This window comes from Spartobacteria bacterium UBA695 (assembly GCA_002298145.1).
Classification (GTDB): domain Bacteria; phylum Verrucomicrobiota; class Verrucomicrobiia; order Chthoniobacterales; family Chthoniobacteraceae; genus UBA695.
Genome location: DBMP01000006.1, coordinates 210,086 through 230,793 on the forward strand (window position 1 = coordinate 210,086; position 20,708 = coordinate 230,793).

Genomic DNA, 20,708 nt, shown 5'->3' on the forward strand with positions numbered 1-20,708 from the left:
ATGTCTTACGATTACCTGCTTTTAACGCTCTTTCTGGTCATCGCGGTGGTGTTCCCGTTCATGCCGCTCGCGATGGCGTGGATCTGGTGCCGCATTTTCTACCCGCCAAAGCCGGGCGAGGACAAAGGCGCCATCTACGAATGCGGTCTGGTGAGCCAGGGCCCGGCGCATGTTCGCTTCCAGGCCCACTACTACCTCTACGCGCTGGTGTTCCTGGTGTTCGACGTGGAGACGGTATTCCTGATGCCGTTCGCGGCGATGGGGCTCGTGAATATCTCCGTCGGCAGCTTCGGCGCGATCCTGCTCTTTCTCTTCCTGCTCATCGAAGGCCTTGTCTGGGCCTGGGCGAAGGGGATTCTGGAGTGGAAGTAATTTAAATCTCACGCAAAGACGCAAAGGCGCAAAGGGATCTATCGTTCCTTGCGCCTTTTGTCGTTAAGATAGGGCCGCGCATCACCACAGCGGCGTGCGTAAGCCGCTGCAGCGAGCGGTAGCGCGAAATGGATCAAACGTCACGTTTGTCGAGTTCCCAGAGGGCGTGGGTCACGGCCTGGATTTCCTCGGCGTAGTGCGAGGCAGAGAGCGTCAGGCGCAGGCGGGCGGTGCCGCGCGCAACGGTCGGGTAACGGATCGCAGGGACGAAGAACCCAGCGTCGTAGAACATCCGCGAGGCGGCCAGCGCGGCGGTTTCGTCGCCGATCATGACGGGGACGATGGCGCTCTGGAGGCGGTCGGGCGTGAGGCCGGGAGGGAGCCCGGCAGCAAGCACCTTGAGGTTGTCCCAAAGCTGATGGCGGCGCGTTTCACCGGCTGGGCTGTCGAGGAAATTAATGGCGGCGGTGGCGGCGGCGGCAAGGGCCGGGGGCGGCGCGGTGGAGTAGACAAAGGAGCGGGCCCGGTTGATGAGCCATTCGATGAGCGCCTGTTTGCCCACGATGTAGCCGCCTGCGACGCCGACGGCTTTGCTGAGCGTGCCCATCTGGATTTCCACGCGATCAGCGAGCCCCAGGCGGTGCGCCAAGCCGCGTCCGTTCGGGCCAACGACGCCCAGGGCATGGGCTTCGTCCACGAGCAGCAGCGCTCCGTAGCGGTCTTTGACTTCGACGATCTCGGCCAGCGGGGCCCGGTCGCCGTCCATGCTGTAGACGGACTCGATGACCACGACGACCCGCGCGCCGGGATGGGCATCGCGCGCCCACTGGAGGTGGTTTTCCAGCTTGTCGACCTGGTTGTGCGGGAAGACGCGCAGGGTCGCGCCGGAAAGTCGCGCGCCGTCGATGAGCGAGGCGTGGGCCAGTTTGTCGAGAATGATGACGTCGCCTTTTGCCGCGAGCGCGCTCAGGGTGCCCAGCGAGGTAGCGTAGCCGCTGGAAAAGGTGAGCGCGGCCTCGGTTTGCTTGAACTCGGCGAGGCGTTTTTCCAGCGCGACGTGCGGGGAGATCGTTCCGCAGACCAGGCGCGAGGCGGTGGCCCCGACGCCGTATTCGTCAATGGCCAGCTTGGCCGCTTCGCGCAGGAACGCCTCGCCCGCCAGGCCCAGGTAGTCGTTGGAGGAAAAGTTGATCAGCTTGCGACCCGCGTAGGTCATGGCGGTGCCGGGCTGCGACTCGATTTCACGCAAACGCCGCAGCAACGCTTGTTGCTTGAGGTGATCTAATTCGTCTTCGAACTGCCGGGGCATTTTCTTGGGGGTGAGGGCTGGTTACGATTTCGACAGACCCCAGGAGAGCAGGGCCGAGGAATCGCGCCAGAGCCAGTCGCGGTCCTTGTCGCCGAGCACCACGGTGATGACTTCTCGGCCGTTCTGGCTGCCGCTGGAGATCAAGCAATGGCCTGCGATCTGGGTATAGCCGGTTTTCATGCCGGTGCAGTACGGCAGGGTGCGGAGCATTTTGTTGGTGTTCGAGAAGGTCTCCACGCGACCGCTGTTAAACTGGAAGGCGAGGTCTTTGGTGCCAACGATCAAGCGGATGGTGGCGCTGCGGTAAGCGGCCAGGGCCAGGCGGGCCATGTCGCGCGCGGTGGAGTACTGCCCCGGGGCCGGGAGGCCGTTCGGGTTGACGAAATTGGAGTGAAGCATCCCGAGCTGGCGGGCTTTGAAATTCATTTTCTCGGCAAAGGCTTCGACACTCCCGGCGTTGTCGCGGGCGAGGGCGCGAGCGACGTCGTTGACGCTGTGGACGAGGAGCACGCGGAGGAGTTCGCGGCGGGTGTAGATCTCGCCGGGGCGGACGCCGAGCTTGACGGGCTCGGCAAAGGTGTCGGTCTCGCGAATGACGACGGGCTTGTCGAGGTTGCCCGCTTCGACGATGAGTAACGCGGTGAGCAGCTTTTGCGTACTGGCGGGCTGGCGGGCCTCATTCGAGTTTTTCTCGTAAAGGACCTGGCCCGTGACGGCATCGGCGACGACGACGGAGGCGGCGCGGGTGCGCGGCGTGCCGCCGGGCTCGTAGGCGGGCGTCGGCTGTGCCGTGGCGCGCGATTTTCTCTTGGTCGTGGCGCCCGCGGGCACCGTAAGGGCCGCCATCATCAGGGCGGCCAGTCCATACTGGAAGAATTTGCGAATCATTTGTGTAAACAGGCTCCCCGGCGCTGTTCAAAATCGGGTAGCCCTATTGTTTACTCTCGCTGAGCTGTTTTTCAACAAGCGAATCGGGCGGGGCCCCAAGATCCCGGGCCCGGCGGTAGTGGCGGCGGGCAAGTTCGACCATCGGCGGGGTGGCCCGCAGGTAGACCACGGCGAGGTTGAAATGGGCCTCGGCCAGCGAGTCGTCGAGCTCCAGGGCGCGTTGCAGTTCGGCTTCCGCGCCGTCCATCCAGCCTTTGCGGCCGACGGTGACGCCCAGGTAGCTATGGGCTCGGGCGTTTTTCGGGTCCAGGAGCACGGCGCGGGAGAGCGCGGCCAAGGCGAGGTCGAGCTTGCCCCCCTCGCACGCGGCTTCCCCCAGGGCGAGCCAGGCTTTGGGGTCCTCGGGGGTGAGCTGCGTGACGCGGGTGAGCGGCTTGAGGGCTGCGGGGAAATTCCGCACGCGGCATTCCAGGGTCCCCTGCTCCAGAAGGGCGGCGGGGTTGTTCGGCTCAGTGTCGAGAACCTTCTGGATGCGCTCCCGGATGGCGGCTTCCTCCTCGTCCACGGCGAGAACGCACGGTGCCAGGGCCATCAGCGTAAGGGCCAGGGCAGCAAATACCAGGGACTTAAAGGCAGTCTTCACGCTCCTAGTTGGCGGGAACGTTCCGTGGCGGCGCGCACGGCGTTCATCAGGGCGGAGCGGACCGCCGCTGTTTCGAGCACCTCCACCCCGGCGATGGTCGTCCCCCCGGGGCTGGTGACCTGGTCTTTGAGCGCCGCGGGGTGGATGCCGGTGTTCAGCACCATGGCGGCAGAACCGGCCACGGTCTGGGCGGCCAGTTGCAGGGCGAGGTCGCGCGGGAGGCCCATCAGCACGCCGCCGTCGGCGAGGGCCTCGATGACGAGATAGACAAAGGCGGGGCCGCTGCCGCTGAGGCCCGTGACGGCATCGAGGAGCACTTCCTTTACCTGGACGGCCCGGCCCACGGCAGAGAGGATGTTCTGAACCAGCTCGGCGTCGGCCTCGGTGGCGCTTCCGCCGCGTGCGAAGGCGGCCGCCCCCTGACGGATCAGGGCCGGGGTATTCGGCATGACGCGGATGAAACGGGTTTCGGCTCCCCCGGTTTCCTCCAGGCGGGAAAGTGAAAGGCCCGCGACGATGGAAATGACGAGTTTATCCTTGAGGCCGTCGCCCGCGTCGCGCAGAGCGGAAAGGGCATCCACGGGTTTCACGGCCAGGACCAGGGCGTCCACTTCGGCGGCCAGGTCGGCGGCGCTGGCGGCGATTTTCACGCCGGTCTTCTTTGAGAGCACCTCGGCGGCGGCGGGGTAACAATCGTACACCGCGATGGATTCCGCCGGGAAAACGCCCGCTTCCACGACGCCGCCCACGAGGGCCGTCGCCATTTTGCCGCAACCAATAAAACCTAATTTCATGTTGGGTCTAGGGATACCCCGGAACGACCCAAAGGAAAATGAGAAAAAAACAAGCCGTAGGGCCCCCCCGTTTGCCCCCCCTGTTTCGAATTTCTCTTTTCACCCCCCCGCTCTTCGTTATGTTACTCGCCACCCCAATGCAGCAACTTGCCAAACCACAAACCGTCGCCAGCGCTCCTGAAATTCCTCGCAGTGAACGCTGGGCTGCCTCATTTTTCCTGCTTTGCGCGCTGGCGCTGCGTTGTTTTTACATCTTCCGGTTTCGTTACGATAACGATGAGCCGCAGCACCTTCACACAACTTGGGGGTGGACACAGGGGCTGATTCAGTATCGCGACTTTTTTGACAATCACACGCCGATTTTCCACCTCCTCTTTTCGCCCCTGGTGGCGCTGATCGGCGAGCGCTCGGATATCCTGACCTACATGCGCTTCGCCATGGTGCCGCTCTGGCTGGTCTGCCTTTGGGCGGTCTGGAAGATCGGCTGCGAGGTCTACTCCCGCCGGGCAGGGCTCTGGAGCGCGGTGGGCATTTCGCTCCTCTCGTGGTGGTTCTTCCCCGCCCTGGAGTACCGTACGGACAACCTCTGGGCCCCCCTCTGGCTCTGCGCGCTGGCGGTGCTCATCACCGGCAAACCCGGCTGGAAAACCTGGTTCACCGGCGGGCTGCTGCTCGGCCTGGCCGCCGGGGTTTCGATGAAAACCACGCTGATTTTAGCCATGGCCGCGCTGGCCGCGGGGATCGCCCCGCACATCGCCGCGCGGCGGCTGGATGCCGCGGTGCTGAAAACACAACTCAAGGCGGCGCTCGTCATTGCGGCGGGGGTCGTGGTGGTCCCGGCCATTCTCTGCGCGGCCTTTGCAGCCAAAGGGTGCTGGCATGAATTTTATTACGGAGTAATTCAGCATAATATGATGCTCTCGGTCGATAAAAACGCGCACCCGATGAGCGACCGGCTCGCGTTTCCTATCGCGCTCCCGTTTTTCCTTGTTGGAGCGGCCCTCATCGGGCGCGGGGCGACGCCGCGCGCGGTCCGGCAAGCCACGCTGTTTCTCTTTGCCGGGTTCTACTATACGGCGCTGATGAGCTTCTGGGCGCTAATCACCCGGCAGGATTACCTCCCCTTCTACCCGGTGGCCGTGCTGGTGGTCGTCCCGTGGATTCTGTACGGAGCGGCCCGGCTGGGAAGCCGCGCAACGCCCTGGGTCATGGGAACCGTCGGCGTGATTGAAATCGCCCTCATCCTCGGAGGCCGCCCCCCGGGGATCAACGGCACGCTCTTCGAGCGGGAAATCCTGCGCGAAGTGCTGCAACTGACCCGCCCGGGCGAGTATGTGATGGACTTCAAAGGCGAGGCGGTTTTCCGGCAACGCGCCTTCTACTACGTCATCGAACCGCTGACCTATAACCGGATGTCGCGCAAGCTCATCAAGGACACGATTAAAGAGGACCTAGTCGCCAAAAACGTGCATGTGGTCCTTAACCGCAAGCAATCGTACCTGAAAGACACGGTCGATTTCCTGACGGAGAATTACCTCACCATCGGGCAGGTACGCGTCTCGGGGCGCATCCTCTCGGTGGGCAAGACGGCCCCGGGGGCACTATTCACCTTCCCCGTGGCGGTCGGGGGCAGCTACGTCCTCTGGAGCAAGCGCCTCCCGGTGCACGGCCTTCTGGACGGCCAACCGTTTGACGGCCCCCGCGAACTGGCCCCGGGAACCCACACCTTCCAGGCCGAGGGGGCCTACCCCTGCCTGGCGCTGTTATGGGACCGCGCGGCGGCTGCCGGGTACAAACCGATCATCAACTGGCACGGCTGGCAGTACGAGAAATAGCGCGGGTCTTGAAATTCCCCGGCGGCTCGTGCAGGATGGGCGGTTCCTATGAGTTCCAACGTCCGTGTTCGTTTTGCCCCCTCGCCCACCGGCTACCTTCATGTCGGCGGCGCGCGCACCGCGCTTTTTAACTGGCTCTTCGCCCGCCACACCGGCGGCACGTTCATTCTGCGCATCGAAGACACCGACAAGGCGCGCAACACGGAAGCAGCCACGCAGGCGATCTACGACGGCCTGAACTGGCTCGGCCTGGACTGGGACGAAGGCCCCTTCAAAGGCGGCAACCATGGCCCCTATTTCCAGAGCGAGCGCGAGGACATCTACCTGCGCTATTTCAATAAGCTCAAGGACGCCGGACACCTCTACGAGGAGGAGAACGGCTCCTGGCGCTTCAAATCGCTGCGCAAGGTGGTCAAATTCGACGACCTGGTCTGCGGCCACGTGGAGTTCGACATGAGCAACGCCGAGATCCACCCCGACATCACCATCCGCCGCCCGGACGGAGGCTGGATCTTCCACTTCGTCAACGTGGTCGACGACATCGAGATGGGCATGACGCACGTGATCCGCGGCGAGGACCACCTTTCCAACACGCCCAAGCACGTGGAGCTCTACGAAGCCCTCGGCGTGCCGCACCCGCAGTTCGCCCACATTCCGCTGATCCTGAACCGCGACGGCTCCAAAATGAGCAAGCGCGACCAGGGCGCGGCGGTCGGCGGCTACATGGAGCAGGGTTACGCCCCCGAGGCGGTGGTGAATTTCCTCTGCCTGCTCGGGTGGTCGCCAAAGGAAAACCGCGAGATTTTCGACATTAAAGAGATCATCGAACGCTTCGACCTGGCCCACATCAACCGCAAAGCGGCGTCGTTCGACCTCGAAAAATGCCACTGGATGAATGTGCAATATCTCCTGCACATGAGCCTGGAGCGCTTTACGCAACTGGCCCGGCCCTTCATCGACCGCGCAGCTATTCCCTACAAAAACGACGCGGAACTGACCGCCGTACTGGCCATTGTTAAGGAAAAGACCAAGCAGCTCGATGAAGTACCCGACCGCATCAGCTTTTTCTTTACCGAGGACTATGCTTACGAGGACGAGGGCGTGGAAAAGGCGCTCAAGGTCCCCGGCGCGCTGGATAAGTTGACGGCGCTCGCCGCCGCGTTTGAAGCCAGCGAGACGTGGACCCCGGAGGCGATCGAAGCCACGCTCAAGGGCACGGCAGCGGCCAATGGCTGGAAGAATAAGGAACTCATCCACCCCTCGCGCATCGCGGTGAGCGGCCGCTCTGTCGGCCCAAGCCTCTACCACATGATGGAAGTGCTTGGTAAGGACCGGACGGTGGCCCGCATTCGCAAGACGGTGGAGAAGTTTAAGTAAGCAGCGACGGATTGAGGTCGATCCGCGGATTTCCAATTCCTCGTTCCCAAACTCTATTTGGGAACGCCAGTGCTCCGGCAACTCCATTGCCGCAATCAAGTTGCGGGAGCAAGCTTGTGCCCAAATAGAGTTTGGGCACAAGACAAACAACAACCAATCCGGAACGCCCCCAGTAGCTGCCGAGTTTGGATTTCAGCGCGCTCTGGCTGCGTATAAATCTTATATCAAAGAAGGTTAATCTTTGAGGTATGTCAAAAACGTTAAGTTTTTGTTAATTACAACCAGGTGCAAAAGCTCCCTTTCTGAATTTCTTGGGTTCCAAAGGGTTGAACTTCCCTCCCATGGTTGCTAACGTTCGCTTTTGAACATCATGAACCCTTCCGCCGAAGCACCTTCGCCCACCCCGTCCGACTTTATCCGCGACGTAGTCGCCGCAGATGTCCAGGCGCAGCGTTACCCGAAAATCATCACGCGTTTCCCGCCGGAGCCCAACGGCTACCTGCACATCGGGCACGCCAAGTCGATCTGCCTGAATTTCGGCATCGCCCGCGAATTTGGCGGAACGTGCCACCTCCGCATGGACGACACGAACCCGACCAAGGAGGACGTGGAGTATGTCGATTCCATCCAGGCCGACGTGAACTGGCTCATTTCCGGCTTCGCCAACGACCACCTGGGCCTCAAGCCGAAGGGCAAAAAACCGGAAACGCAAACCGTCAACGGCAAGACCGACTTTCACCTCGGCGCGGTGCCCGTGGGCACGCCGGAGGTCGAGCCGTTCTACGCCAGCGACTATTTCGACCAGATTTACCAATACGCCGTGGCGCTGATCCGGCTCGGCAAGGCCTACGTCTGCGACATGACGCCGGAACAGACCGACGAATACCGCCGCCTCGGCAAAGCCAGCCCGTTCCGCGACCGGAGCATTGAGGAAAACCTCGATCTCTTCGAGCGCATGAAGGCTGGCGAATTCGCCGACGGCACCCACACGCTGCGGGCCAAGATCACCGTGGACGCGCCCAATATCTGGCTGCGCGACCCGCTCATCTACCGCATCCGCCACGCCGAGCATCATCACACCGGCGCAAAATGGTGCATTTACCCGATGTATGACTTCGCCCATTGCCTGGAGGATTACATCGAAGGCATCACGCACTCCATCTGTACGCTGGAGTTCGAGGTTCACCGGCCGCTTTACGACTGGATCCTCGAAGCGCTGGAACTGCCTCGTCCCCTGCCCCATCAATACGAATTCGCCCGGCTCAGCCTCTCCTACACGGTGATGAGCAAGCGCAAACTGATGCAGCTCGTGCGCGAGGGTTACGTCTCCGGCTGGGACGATCCCCGCATGCCCACGATCTCCGGCATCCGCCGCCGTGGCGTTCCGGCCCGGGCACTGCGCGATTTCGCCTACAACATCGGAATTACCAAGTATGATGGCCTCACGGAAGTCGGCGTGCTCGACCACGCCATCCGCGATGACTTAAACCACGTGGCCCACCGCAAGCTGGCCGTGCTGCGGCCCATCAAGGTCGTGCTAACCAATCTCGACGAGAACTACGCCGAGGAACTCGACGCGGTGAACAACCCCGAGGACCCGAACGCGGGCACTCGCAAGGTCCCCTTCACTCGCGAGCTATACATTGAGAGCGAGGACTTCCGGGAGGTCCCGCCGCCCAAGTATTTCCGCCTGCGTCCGGGCGGCGAGGTCCGGCTCAAGTACGGCTACATCATCAAGTGCGAAGAGGTCGTCAAAGACGCCGAGGGCAACATCGCCGAGCTGCGCTGCACGGTCGACCTTACCACCAAGCGGGGCGGCCCCAACGAAGGCCGCAAGGTCAAAGGGACGATCCATTGGGTGAGCGCCAAGCACGCCATCGACGCCGAAGTGCGCCTCTACGACCGCCTCTTCACCGTGCCGGAACCGGATGCCGAGGGGGACTTCAAAGCCCACCTCAACCCGAACAGCCTGGAAGTAATCACCGCGAAATGCGAACCCTCGCTGGCCCAGGCCACGCCGGAGGAGCGCTATCAGTTTGAGCGTCTGGCCTACTTCGCCCTCGATAAAGAGAGCGCCCCGGGCAAGCTCGTCTTCAACCGGACGATCACCCTGAAGGACACCTGGGCTAAGGAAGCCAAGAAGTAGTCGCTTTTAGCTTACTCAAAGGCGCAAAGGGATGAACGTCTCTTTGCGCCTTTTTTGTATTCGCGCCAGAAGGAAAACACCAATTTACCTTGCTTCGATATTTTCGCAGGCGCACAAGTAGCTTCATGACCATGAATCGATCGGAAGTATTCTGGATACAGGTTCGTTGCGTGGTTTTGATGTTACTGGGATTTGCTATCGTAGGTTTCGTAGGGGTTCGGTTTTCCAAAAACCCGTCGGGCCTCTGCCAAAGGGTTCGGCCAAACCCAAAAATGATTTGGAGCGATGCCGTATACGAGGCTAAGCAAGCCAACGACACCGAATTGCTTATCGCATTTTTCCACAGCAAAATACCCGAAGCGCGAAGAATTGCCGCCCGATCCCTGGATCGCGCCGAGCCTTCGGAAAAAATGTTCGATCTTTGGTCCCAGGAATTAGCGGACCCCGATCCTGAGCTTCAATATGTCGGCGCTCTCTCCCTGCATTTCTCCGTAAAGAAGTTGCATTACAAATCCAGGGACCTTCCAGTTATGCCGGGATGGCAGCATTTTAACGAAAATCCCGACGAATACATCAACACTTGGCGCGCTTGGTGGCAAGAAAACCGCGAAACGGTAATCGCCAGAAGTAGGGGTGGAGCAAACTCAACCGCCGTTCCTCGTGAATTGAAGATTCCTTAGGGTTTTTGCTCCCCACGTTGCGGCAGTTTAACTCAAAAACGAGGCAGTCCACTGGGCAAAGGACGCTCGGGAGCCTCCAATCCGCTTCCCGGGCAAAAATGCCTTTTTATTACCCGGCAAAAGCTGCTACCCTCCCGGGCTCATAGTGAAAATTCTTCGCACGCCTGCTTCCGTGGTGCGCATCCGCCGCAGTGTACCGCGTCCCCTCGTCTTGGTGCCGACGATGGGGGCTCTCCATGAAGGGCATCTCACGCTGATCCGAAAAGCCCGAGCGCTGGCCGGTCCCAAGGGAACCGTGGCCGTCAGTGTCTTTGTCAATCCGACGCAGTTCGGCCCCAAGGAGGACTTCTCCAAATATCCCCGCCCCATCTCCGAAGACATCGCCAAGTGCGAGGCGGAGGGCGTTGATTTTCTCTTCAATCCCAAGCCCGAGGATTTCTACGAGCCCGACGCCTCCACGTGGGTCAACGAAACGGCCCTCTCCACGGGGCTCTGTGGCAAGTCCCGCCCGATCCATTTCCGCGGCGTCTGTACCGTGGTGAGCAAGCTCATCAACCTTTTCCAGGCTGATATTGGCGTTTTTGGCAAAAAGGATTACCAGCAACTCGCCATCCTGCGCCGCATGGTGCGCGACCTGGATATGCCGATCAAACTCGTCGGCGTGGAGATCTACCGGGAGCCGGACGGCCTCGCCATGAGCTCCCGCAACCGCTACCTCTCGCCCAAGGAACGCTCCGAGGCGCTCATCCTGCGCCGCTCGCTCCTCGAAGCCCGCAAAGCAGCCAAGGTCGGGGAGCATTCGCCCGCCAAGCTCCGCGACCTCGTGGCAAAAACCATCGCCACCTCCCCCCTCGCCAAGATCGACTACGTGGAGGCCGTGGACGCCGGTAGCCTCGCCCAGCCGGGGCCGAAAACACGCAAACTCCTCATCGCCGTGGCCGTCGCGTTCGGCAAAACCCGGCTCATCGACAACATCGAAATTTCTCTCTGAAGGACACCCATTTCGTGAAAAATTATGACTTTATCGTACTTGGCAGCGGCATCGCGGGCTTGAGCTTCGCGCTGAAGGCCGCTCGCCACGGCAAGGTGGCCGTCATCACCAAGCGCATGGGCATCGACTCCAACACGAGCCAGGCCCAGGGGGGCGTGGCCTGCGTTACCAGCAGCGAGGACTCGTTCGATCTCCACGTGCGCGACACGCTCACCGCCGGGGCGGGGCTCTGCAAGGAATCGATGGTGCGCACGATTGTCACCGAGGGCCCGGCGCGCATTAAGGAGCTAATGGAAATCGGCGTCCATTTCGACGAACGCGAGGCGGAGAGCGGCGAATTCGAGCTGGATCTCGGGCGCGAGGGCGGCCACTCCAAGCGGCGCATCCTGCATGCCCGCGACGCCACGGGGCGGGAGATTGAGCAATCGCTTCTGCGCGCGGCCCAGGCTTCGCCCAATGTCGAGCTGCTCGAAAACCACACCGCCGTCGACCTCATCACCACCGGCAAGCTCGGCGAAGCCACCGAGGACCGCTGCGTGGGCGTTTACGTGCTCGACGAAGCGACCGAGAAGGTGGAGACCTTTCGCACCGACCGCCTGATTTTGGCCACGGGCGGCTGCGGCAAGGTCTACCTCTATACGACCAACCCGAACGTGGCGACGGGCGACGGCGTGGCCATGGCCTGGCGCGCCGGGGCGACCATCGCCAACATGGAGTTCATCCAGTTCCACCCTACCTGCCTTTTCCACCCGCAGGGGCGCTCGTTTTTGATCAGCGAGGCGGTGCGCGGCGAAGGCGGCAAGCTCGTGGATGCCAAGGGGCGCGAGTTCATGGGCAAATACCACAAGCTCGGGGCTCTGGCTCCGCGCGATATCGTGGCCCGCGCCATCGACGCCGAGATGAAGAAGACCGGCGCGGCGTGCGTTTACCTCGATATCAGCCACAAACCGGCCGATTTCGTGGCCGAACGTTTTCCGACGATTTACCAGGGCTGTCTCAAGCTCGGCATCGACATTACCAAGCAGCCCATCCCGGTGGTTCCGGCAGCGCACTACCAATGCGGCGGCGTGCTGACCGACGACAACGGCGCTTCGAGCCTGCGCGGGCTTTATGCCATCGGCGAAGTGGCCTGCACCGGGCTGCACGGGGCCAACCGCCTGGCGAGCAATTCGCTGCTCGAAGCCGTGGTGCTTGCGCACCGGGCCATTAACCATGTGCTGGTAGACATTCCCGTCAATGGCCACGGGCCCAGCGAGGTGCCGATCCCCGAATGGGTCAGCGGCGACGCGCATGACGTGGACGAAATGGTGGTCATTTACCATAACTGGGATGAGATCCGCCGCCTGATGTGGGATTACGTCGGCATCGTGCGCACCGACAAGCGGCTCAAGCGGGCCAGCGCCCGTTTGCGCAACCTGCTGCGCGAAATCCAGGAATTTTACTGGGACTTCAAGCCCAATACCGACCTGCTGGAACTGCGCAACCTGGCAACCACAGCCGCGCTCATCGTCGATTGTGCCTTACAGCGCAAAGAGAGCCGGGGCCTGCATTACACGCTCGATTACCCGCAGACAGACGACGCCCGCTGGCTCAAAAACACCGAAATGCACTGGTGGTAGAAAAAGATGGGATGCAAGGGGCAATGCCCCTTGCCGGGGACTGGGGCAGAGCCCCAGAAGCCAAAACCATCTGTAAGGCGGGCTCAAAAAAAGCGCGTCTTGTGTAGCGGCCACATAAGCCCCGCCTTACACACGCTGGAGAGCGCAGCGAATCCGGTTATTCCTTGGCGTCCCGCTCCCGAAAAAAACGCTGCGCTCTTTTCGGGAGACGGCAAGGCGGGCTAAAGAGCTATGAAAGCGCGGGCACAGGCCGGAAAACGCCGCTGTGTTACGGGGGGGTGAACGTCCGCCTTGCCAGAAGACCAGGAGATGGGAGGCGCCGCCTCCCAAACCCTCCGGCAAGGGGCGTTCCCCCTTGCATCCCTTCTGTTTCCCATCCGTCGGCCCCGCGCGGTGCGTAGTCCTCGGGGGAGGGCCAATGCGTTATCAGAATCCTGTTTTCGACGAGTACTTTGCCGATCCGTTCGTCTGGAAGGCCGGGGCCGAGTATTTCGCGGTCGGTACGGGCCGCGAGGAGGTCGCCGGGGTCAAGGAAAGTGCCGGATGGGTCTTTTCCATGCTCCACTCGCGCGATCTCGTCCACTGGAAGCGCCTCGGCGAAGCTCTGGAACGCCCCGACCCGAAGTTCGGCGGCACGTTCTGGGCTCCGGAGGTCGCCGCTGCCAACGGCCGCTACTGGATGTACTACTCGGTAGGCTTCGGCGACAAGCACCACCAGATCCGCGTAGCCGTGGCCGACGAACCGCCGGGACCGTACCGGGATGCACACCCCGCCCCGCTCATCGCACCAGACGATCCGCCTTTTGCCATCGACGCCCACCCGTTTCGCGACGACGACGGCCAGTGGTATCTCTTCTACGCCCACGATTTCCTGGACGGCGACCGCCCCGGAACGGCACTAGCGTGCGACCGGCTGGAAACCATGGACCGCGTGGCAGGCCAGCCCTGGACGGTGCTGCGCGCCCAGCATGACTGGCAGCGCTTCCAGGCCAACCGCCCGATGTACGGCAGCCACTACGATTGGCACACGCTGGAGGGCCCAGCGGTCATCAAGCACTGCGGCAAATATTATCTTTTCTACAGCTCCGGCCGATGGGAAAACGAGACCTATGGCGTAGACTACGCCGTGGCCGACCGGATCACGGGCCCCTGGACCAGCGACGGAAACGAAACCGGCCCGCGCGTGCTCCACACGATTCCCGGGAAAGTCATCGGCCCCGGCCACAACAGCCTCGTCACCGCCCCCAACGGCAAAGACTACATGGCCTACCATGCCTGGGACGCCAACATGGCCCGCCGCCAGCTCTGCATCGCGCCGATCTCGTGGACCCGCCAGGGCCCCCGATGTAAGTCGGAGGATTAGCCGCAAAAAGGCGCAAGAGACGCAAATAAAGGAGACGGATTTCTTCCTTTGCGTTTTTTGCGCCTTTTTGCGGCTCAAAAATCCGGTAGGCTCTCCCAATGACCCGCCGCCGCGAACTGCCGATTTTCGAACTTGAGGACGCCATCACCGCCGCGCTCGCCCGTGAGCCGCGCCTGGTGCTGCAAGCGCCCACGGGGTCCGGTAAATCGACCCAGGTGCCGCAGATGCTCCTCGACAACGGCCTCCTCGGGCAGGGCGAAGTCGTCGTGCTCCAACCCCGGCGGCTGGCCACGCGAATGCTGGCGGCGCGGGTCGCCTCCGAGCGCGGGGGCAAGCTGGGCGACGAGGTCGGCTTTCAGATCCGGTTCGACAAAGTCGCCTCGGCCAAGACACGCATCCGGTTTGTCACGGAAGGGGTGCTTCTCAGGCAGATGCTCAATGACCCGGGGCTACGCGGCGTTTCGGCAATCCTCTTCGACGAATTCCACGAACGGCATCTTTACGGCGACATCACGCTTGCCCGGGCGCTCGATCTACAGGCCACGCGGCGGCCTGATTTGAAGCTCGTCGTCATGTCGGCCACGCTCGATACCGCCGGGCTGGAGCGCTACCTGGCCCCCTGCTCCACGCTGCAAAGCGAGGGCCGGACCTTCCCGGTGGAGATCCGCTACCTCCCCCGCCCCGTTCGCGCTGACCAGACGCCCGTGTGGGATCTCGCCGCCGACGCGCTGGAGGGCCTCGCGACCTGCACCGAGGGCGACGTACTCATTTTCATGCCGGGGGCTTACGAAATCTCGCGAACCATCGGAGCGATCCGCGCCTCCAAGGCGGGTCGCGATTTCATCGCCCTGCCGCTCCATGGCGAGCTTCCCGTGGCCGATCAGGACGCCGCGATGGAACGCTACGAGAAGCGCAAGGTGATCGTTTCAACCAATGTGGCGGAAACGTCGCTCACAATCGACGGAGTGCGCGTGGTGATCGACGCGGGGCTGGCCCGCATCGCCCGGTTCGACCCGTACCGGGGCATCAATACACTCTTGGTGGAGAAGATTTCGCGCGCCTCAGCCGATCAGCGAGCGGGCCGCGCAGGCCGCACCGCCCCGGGCGTGGCGCTCCGGCTCTGGAGCGAGCGCGAGCACCTTGAGCGGGCCGCGCAGGAGCTCCCGGAAGTAAAGCGGCTCGACCTGGCCGAGGTGGTCCTCACGCTAAAGGCGGGCGGCGTGGAGGATATCGCTGCCTTCCGCTGGCTGGAGCCGCCAGATCCGCGTTCGCTGGAGCGCGCCGAGACGCTTTTGCGCGACCTGGGGGCGCTCGATCCCCAGACCGGCTCCATCACCGACCAAGGCCGCCGGATGCTCGCCTTCCCGCTCCATCCACGCTACGCCCGGATGCTGCTGGCGGCCGACGACTACGGCTGCGTGCGCGAGGCGGCGCTGGCGGCGGCCCTCACCCAGGGGCGCAATTTGCTCCGGCGCGGCGGCAACGAGACCGACGATGCCCGGGACCGGGCCCTCGGCGAAGGGCACGCCTCGGATTTGTTCCTGATGATGCGCGCCTGGGAGGTCACGGGCCACAACGGGGGAATCGCCCGCAGCCTCGGCGTCAACTCGATCGCCGCGCGCGAGGCGGGGCAGCTTTTCGAGCAATTCCTCAAAATCGCCAAGGCGGAAGGCCTCTCCACCACGGACCGCACCGCGCCCGGCGTCTCGCCCGACGAGGCGCTGGCCAAGTGCATCCTGGCCGGGTTCCCGGACCAGGTGGCCGTAAGGCTCGACTCGGGCACGCTCCGCTGCGCGATGGTCCACGGGCGGCGCGGGGTGCTGGCGCGGGAAAGCGTGGTGCGCGATTCGCCGCTCTTGGTCGTCGGGGAGATCCGCGAAATCAGCGGCAAGGGGGGCGTACAGACGCTTCTTTCGCTGGCCACGGCGATTGACGAAGCGTGGCTCCACGAGCTGTTTCCGGGAGCGTTTTCAGAGGAGACGGAGGTTTTCTACGACAAAACGCTGCGCCGCGTCATGGCACGCAATGAACGGCGTTTTCACGACCTGGTGCTGGCTTCGTCGCTGACCGATAAGGTGCCGCCCGGCGAAGCGGCGGCGCACCTGGCGCGCGAGGTGCTGGCGGGAAACTGCCCTCTGACGCACTGGGACCACGCGGTGGAACAGTGGATCATCCGGCTCAACCGCCTCCGCGAATGGATGCCGGAGCTGGAACTTCCCTCGCTGGGCGATGAGGACCGGGCGGCGCTCATTGAGCAGCTCTGCTACGGCGCCGCGACGTACAAGGAAATCAAAGAGCGCCAGGTCTGGCCGGTGCTGAAAGAGTGGCTGAGCCCGCAACAGGCCGGGTTCCTGGATAAATTCGCCCCCGAACGGCTCGAAATGCCCAACGGACGCAAGTTCAAGATCGCCTATGACGCCGCAGGAGGGCCGACGATCGCGGTGCGCATCCAGGATCTCTACGGCGTGGAAGAGCAACTCCTCATCGCCGCCGGGCGTGTGCCGGTGACAATCCAGGTGCTGGCCCCCAATCAACGTCCGATCCAGGTGACGCAAAACCTGGCGACGTTCTGGCGCGAGGGGTACCCCAAGGTGAAGGCGGAGCTGCAACGCCGCTACCCGAAGCACCTCTGGAAGTAAAGACCGTCCCGAAGCCGAAGCGTTTTCCTGGTTCCCAATCTCTATATGGGGAACGCAATGGGGGCGAAACAGAGTTTTCCTGAACAGGGACGTTACGAATCTGGAGATTCGTAACGAGGGCCTCGAAAGCGTTTTTGGAACGCTCGGCTAATAACAAAAAAGGGATTCCGGCGAACCGGAATCCCTCAATATTTTCTCTTGGAGAGAGAGGCGCTTAGTCCTTCTTCTCTTCGGTCGCCTCGACGGCGGCGGGGGCTTCGGCTTTCGCTTCAACCTTGGCTTCTTCCTTCGCTTCGGGCGCGACTTGGTCCACCCATTCGATGAACGCCATGGAGGAGGCGTCGCTCAGACGGGGGCCGGTCTTGATGATGCGGGTGTAGCCGCCGTTGCGGTTCGCGGAACGAGGGGCGACTTCGGCAAAAAGCTTGGTCACGGCCTTTTCGTTGTGGTGCAGGTAGGAGAGGGCCACGCGGCGGGCGTGAAGGGTCCCCTTCTTGCCGAGGGTCACGAGCTTCTCCGCCAGAGGACGAACGGCTTTGGCCTTCGCGAGGGTGGTGGTGATACGGGTGTGTTCGATCAAGCTGACCACCTGGTTGGCCAGGAGGGCATCCCGATGCGCTGTGGTCCGCCCTAGTTTGACGGTCTTTTTCTGGTGACGCATGATGGTATTTCCTTGGTTGCCTTAAGTTTAGCGGGCGTAGGCTTCGCCGGTCGGAGATTCGATGAGGTTGGTATCGAACTTCATTCCGAGGCTCAAACCCAGTTGGGTGAGCTTTTCTTTGATTTCGTTGAGCGACTTCTTGCCGAAGTTGCGGTACTTGAGCATCTCCGCCTCGGTCTTCTGGGCAAGCTGGCCGACGGTGGTGATGTTGGCGTTGTTCAAGCAGTTGGCGGCCCGAACGGAGAGTTCGATCTCGTTGACGCTCATGTTGAGGAGCTTCTTCAAGGCGGCGTTCTCTTGGCTGACTTCCTTCGGCGTTTCGTCGAATTCGACGGCGTTCTCGTCGTAGTTGACGAACGGGTCGAGGTGGTGGCGAAGGATGGCGGAAGCGTGCAGGAGGGCGTCCTCGGGCTTGATGCGCCCATCGGTCCAGACTTCGAGGACGAGCTTGTCGTAGTCGGTGCGCTGGCCTACGCGGGTGGCCTCGACGGCGTACTTGACGCGCGTGACGGGGGAGAAGATGGAGTCGATCGGGATGACGCCGATGGGCATGTCCGGATACTTGTTCTCGTCGCCGGTGGCGAAGCCGCGGCCGACTTTGACTTCGAGCTCGGCTTCAAATTTCTGCTTCTTGTCGAGGGTGGCGATGACCTGGTCCTTGTTGAGGACTTCGAGGCCAGCGACTTCCTGGATGTCTCCGGCGGTCACGGGGCCTTCCTTGGTGACATTAAGGGAGAGGCGGCGGGTTTCGTGGTCGGCGCTCTTGAATTTGACTTTCTTCAAGTTGAGCACGATGTCGGTGGCGTCTTCGACCACGCCCGGGAGGGTGGCGAATTCGTGCTGGGCGCCCTGGATGCGGACGTTGGTGATGGCGGCGCCTTCAAGGGAGGAGAGGAGGACGCGGCGCAGCGAGTTGCCCACGGTGTGGCCATAGCCGGCCTCGAAGGGCTCGGCGATGAACTTGGCGTAGGTTTCCGTGGCGTTGCTCTCGTCTTTAACGAGAGTTTTCGGCATTTCGAAACGGCCTAAACGAACTGGCATAGGGTAAATAACGGCAAGCGAGAGGCGGGTTATCCCGATTTTCCGGTGGAAGCCGCTCTGTGTTTCAGCGGGTTCCGCCTCAAATATTCTGTCTCTAAGCTTGCTCGATCTTTCTCTGGTTCGCCGGGTTACCCTTGGCGCGGTCGGCCTGCCCTCGTAAGAGGCGGCCCAAGGACCAACGGCGAAGTTCTTAAAAGCGCTTGGGAGGGGCGAAGAAACACGAAATTGCCCTGATTTGCAACTAAAAACTTGCGCGCTTCTAGGAGAAGTGGGGGTTAGTTGCGCTTGAAGGCGGGAGATGAGACAAGCTGGCGCACTTCTTCAAAGGGCGGGAAGAATTCGCTGACCTTGGCTTCAAGAATATCTGCAAGCAAGATTAATTCACGGTCAACCGTACGGCGCGACCCGGATTCTATGGCGGCAACGGTTTTTTTACTTATTTCCCAACCCGCATTATGCAGCCGAATTGCAAGTGCGGCCTGAGTCAGGCCACGGGATTTTCGAATCCGTTTCAAATTAGAGCCGATAACGTTGCGAATGGGGCGGGATTGCCGAGGCATGCCCCAGAGTAGCGGATAATTTTGCCAGAGGTGTTCCTGATCAGGATCAGGTTTGTAACTTTTGACTTTTTTTCGCCCCGACCGCCGCGAAACGGAGTTTCGCCCCCAAGGGATGTTCCCAATCTGGAGATTGGGAACAAGGAAAAGGAAGGCGCACGCACTCAGCGGGCCCCTTACTTCCCCATCCGCTCCAGCCACTCCCGGTATTCCCGGGGCGAGACTTCAGAGGGGCGGATCTCGCTGCGGCCACCCCAGAAGACGGCGCTGTAGCTCACGGGGATGCCGCATTGGGCGAGGTGATCGTCGATGGCCGCTTTGTGGGCCAGGACGCGCCCGCGCTCGGAGCCGTGGGCGACGGCCATGATGTTGACGTTGCCGAAGGTGGGGCCGCCGTTGCGCCAGTAGCAGTGGGTCAATATTTCGTGCCGACCGATCTCTCCCCCGGCTTCTTCTTCGCGTCCGGCGGGGACGGCCCAGTGAAAGAGGCCGTTGAAGCTGCTGACGGCTTCGCCCGAGGCTTCGGCCGGTTTGACGTGTTCCAGGAAGGTCGAAAACCGCCCGATGACGTGGCGCTCGGCCAGGGACTGGGCGACTTCGAAGAAGGTACCGAGCGATACTCCGGCCTCCAGGGCGCGGGCTTTCCATGGGTTGGGGGCGATTTCCTCCGGGGTGAATTCCCGCTTTAGGGAGAGGAGGACGCGCCATTCCAGGTCGCTTAGGGAGACGATCTTTGGGCGGACCATGGCGGCGCGGTGCGGGGTTTTGTCGCCCGGCTCGACCTGAAGGCGGCGGGTGTGGCCCACGCCGAGGGCGAATACGCCGAGGGCGGGCATGAGCTCGAAGTGGTCCGCGCCGATGTGGCTACGTAAAATGTCGCAATGCGCCCCGATGTCTGTGCCCGCGGGGACTTTAAGGGTGGTCCAGAGCCGGTACTCGCCGCCGTAGGCTCCGGCTTCCACTGAGCGGGTGACGACGTGGCCGGAGAAGGGGTCGTTTTTCAGGATAAAGTCGAACGCCGCCTGGAGCTTTTTTTCTGGCAGCCGCCAGGCGATTAGCGCGCCGTCGGCGAGGTTGGTGGCGATGAGCGTCTGGCGCACCCGGCGGACGGTGCCCGCCCGCAGCATGGCGGCGATGCGCTCTAGGACGGTTGAGAGGGGGACGCCGGAGAGTTCGGCAATGGCGTCAAAGGGTTCGCGTACAAAGCCCGCTATACGGTCTTCCGAAATGGCAAGGATGCGCGCGTTTACGGGATCGGAAGGGAGGGTCGAGGGCATCGGCAAAAGAAGCCGCACAGATTCTTTTGGGAAACCTGTGCGGCACTAAGGGTTGGGGTGTATTTGGGGGCGGCTTTAACTAGAGGGCGGTTGAGGTCGGGGCCTGGGGTGCTTCAGGAGCCTCGCCCGCGTTTTTCTTGATTTCGCGGTAGAGCTCGCCCCGGAAGATCGGAATTTCCCGAGGGGCCGCAATCCGGATCCGAACGGTGTCCCGCTCGATTCGAGTCACCATGATCTCGATGTTATCGCCGACCATGATGGTTTCCCCCACTTTGCGTGATAAGACTAGCATGTTGTTGTTTCTATCTCTATAGGCGGAACTGGAGGCCCCGCGTCAGTTTTGAGTCTGGGGCAATCTCCGATGAATTTCGCGTGCCCGCAAGTAATCAATGCGTAGTTTTTCCACTAATGGCGCTAATTCTTCAACGTTCTTTCTTCGTGACGATGAATGGGGTTTTACATCAAATTAAACAGTGTGTTACAAACCGTAATCTGTAGCATTCAGAAAAATGAAAG

General features: G+C 62.1%; 18 protein-coding genes. 9 read left to right on the forward strand and 9 right to left on the reverse strand.

The annotated features are described in order from the left end of the window. Positions 1-372: an NADH-quinone oxidoreductase subunit A gene (locus tag B2828_RS02795; protein WP_479632161.1), complete on the forward strand. Its 372-nt coding sequence runs from the start codon at positions 1-3 to the stop codon at positions 370-372. Between the two features lie 133 nt (positions 373-505). Here the strand turns inward: B2828_RS02795 and B2828_RS02800 are convergent, their stop codons facing one another. Genes B2828_RS02800 through proC form a run of 4 tightly spaced genes read right to left on the reverse strand, consistent with a single transcriptional unit; the run spans position 506 to position 4,006 of the window. Beyond that, positions 506-1,681, reverse strand: coding sequence for an aminotransferase class I/II-fold pyridoxal phosphate-dependent enzyme (locus B2828_RS02800; RefSeq protein ID WP_479632162.1), 1,176 nt, complete (start codon positions 1,679-1,681; stop codon positions 506-508). 21 nt (positions 1,682-1,702) lie between these two features. Beyond that, complete coding sequence (locus B2828_RS02805; RefSeq protein WP_479632163.1) at positions 1,703-2,569, reverse strand: D-alanyl-D-alanine carboxypeptidase family protein; 867 nt, start codon at positions 2,567-2,569, stop codon at positions 1,703-1,705. Positions 2,570-2,612: 43 nt separating this feature from the next. Further along, a complete protein-coding gene (locus B2828_RS02810; RefSeq protein WP_479632164.1) occupies positions 2,613-3,212 on the reverse strand; it encodes a tetratricopeptide repeat protein in 600 nt (199 codons plus the stop codon). Beyond that, positions 3,209-4,006, reverse strand: coding sequence for a pyrroline-5-carboxylate reductase (gene proC / locus B2828_RS02815; protein WP_479632165.1), 798 nt, complete (start codon positions 4,004-4,006; stop codon positions 3,209-3,211). The genes B2828_RS02810 and proC overlap by 4 nt, the downstream gene beginning before the upstream one ends. A gap of 119 nt (positions 4,007-4,125) precedes the next feature. Between proC and B2828_RS02820 the strand changes: the two genes are divergently transcribed. The 8 genes from B2828_RS02820 to hrpB all read left to right on the forward strand — a co-directional run bounded on the left by B2828_RS02820 (position 4,126) and on the right by hrpB (position 16,656). Further along, entirely contained in the window at positions 4,126-5,841 is a 1,716-nt protein-coding gene (locus B2828_RS02820; protein WP_479632166.1) for a hypothetical protein, read from the forward strand. 48 nt (positions 5,842-5,889) lie between these two features. Next, entirely contained in the window at positions 5,890-7,218 is a 1,329-nt protein-coding gene (gene gltX, locus B2828_RS02825; protein ID WP_479632167.1) for a glutamate--tRNA ligase, read from the forward strand. 370 nt (positions 7,219-7,588) lie between these two features. Next, complete coding sequence (gene glnS, locus B2828_RS02830) at positions 7,589-9,364, forward strand: glutamine--tRNA ligase (RefSeq protein ID WP_479632168.1); 1,776 nt, start codon at positions 7,589-7,591, stop codon at positions 9,362-9,364. 272 nt (positions 9,365-9,636) lie between these two features. Continuing rightward, entirely contained in the window at positions 9,637-10,044 is a 408-nt protein-coding gene (locus B2828_RS02835) for a hypothetical protein (protein ID WP_479632169.1), read from the forward strand. A 145-nt stretch (positions 10,045-10,189) separates the two neighbouring features. Further along, a complete protein-coding gene (gene panC / locus B2828_RS02840) occupies positions 10,190-11,035 on the forward strand; it encodes a pantoate--beta-alanine ligase (protein WP_479632170.1) in 846 nt (281 codons plus the stop codon). A 14-nt stretch (positions 11,036-11,049) separates the two neighbouring features. Further along, a complete protein-coding gene (nadB, locus tag B2828_RS02845) occupies positions 11,050-12,654 on the forward strand; it encodes an L-aspartate oxidase (RefSeq protein ID WP_479632171.1) in 1,605 nt (534 codons plus the stop codon). Between the two features lie 418 nt (positions 12,655-13,072). Continuing rightward, positions 13,073-14,017, forward strand: coding sequence for a glycoside hydrolase family 43 protein (locus B2828_RS02850; RefSeq protein ID WP_479632172.1), 945 nt, complete (start codon positions 13,073-13,075; stop codon positions 14,015-14,017). A gap of 98 nt (positions 14,018-14,115) precedes the next feature. After that, positions 14,116-16,656 (forward strand): ATP-dependent helicase HrpB, encoded by a 2,541-nt coding sequence (gene hrpB / locus B2828_RS02855; RefSeq protein ID WP_479632173.1) that lies wholly within the window; start codon positions 14,116-14,118, stop codon positions 16,654-16,656. A gap of 214 nt (positions 16,657-16,870) precedes the next feature. On the opposite strand, the gene rplQ is transcribed toward hrpB, so the two are convergent. The 5 genes from rplQ to csrA form a co-directional block, all read right to left on the reverse strand. Continuing rightward, positions 16,871-17,317, reverse strand: a complete 447-nt coding sequence (gene rplQ, locus B2828_RS02860; protein ID WP_479632174.1) for a 50S ribosomal protein L17 — start codon at positions 17,315-17,317, stop codon at positions 16,871-16,873. 27 nt (positions 17,318-17,344) lie between these two features. Further along, positions 17,345-18,331 (reverse strand): DNA-directed RNA polymerase subunit alpha, encoded by a 987-nt coding sequence (locus B2828_RS02865; protein ID WP_479632175.1) that lies wholly within the window; start codon positions 18,329-18,331, stop codon positions 17,345-17,347. A gap of 302 nt (positions 18,332-18,633) precedes the next feature. Beyond that, positions 18,634-18,918, reverse strand: a complete 285-nt coding sequence (locus B2828_RS02870; protein WP_479632176.1) for a helix-turn-helix transcriptional regulator — start codon at positions 18,916-18,918, stop codon at positions 18,634-18,636. Between the two features lie 173 nt (positions 18,919-19,091). Beyond that, positions 19,092-20,192 (reverse strand): Lrp/AsnC family transcriptional regulator, encoded by a 1,101-nt coding sequence (locus tag B2828_RS02875; RefSeq protein WP_479632177.1) that lies wholly within the window; start codon positions 20,190-20,192, stop codon positions 19,092-19,094. 79 nt (positions 20,193-20,271) lie between these two features. Continuing rightward, the gene (gene csrA, locus B2828_RS02880; protein WP_479632178.1) at positions 20,272-20,484 is read right to left on the reverse strand and encodes a carbon storage regulator CsrA; all 213 of its coding nucleotides are present in this window, start codon (positions 20,482-20,484) and stop codon (positions 20,272-20,274) included. Between the last annotated feature and the right edge of the window lie 224 nt (positions 20,485-20,708).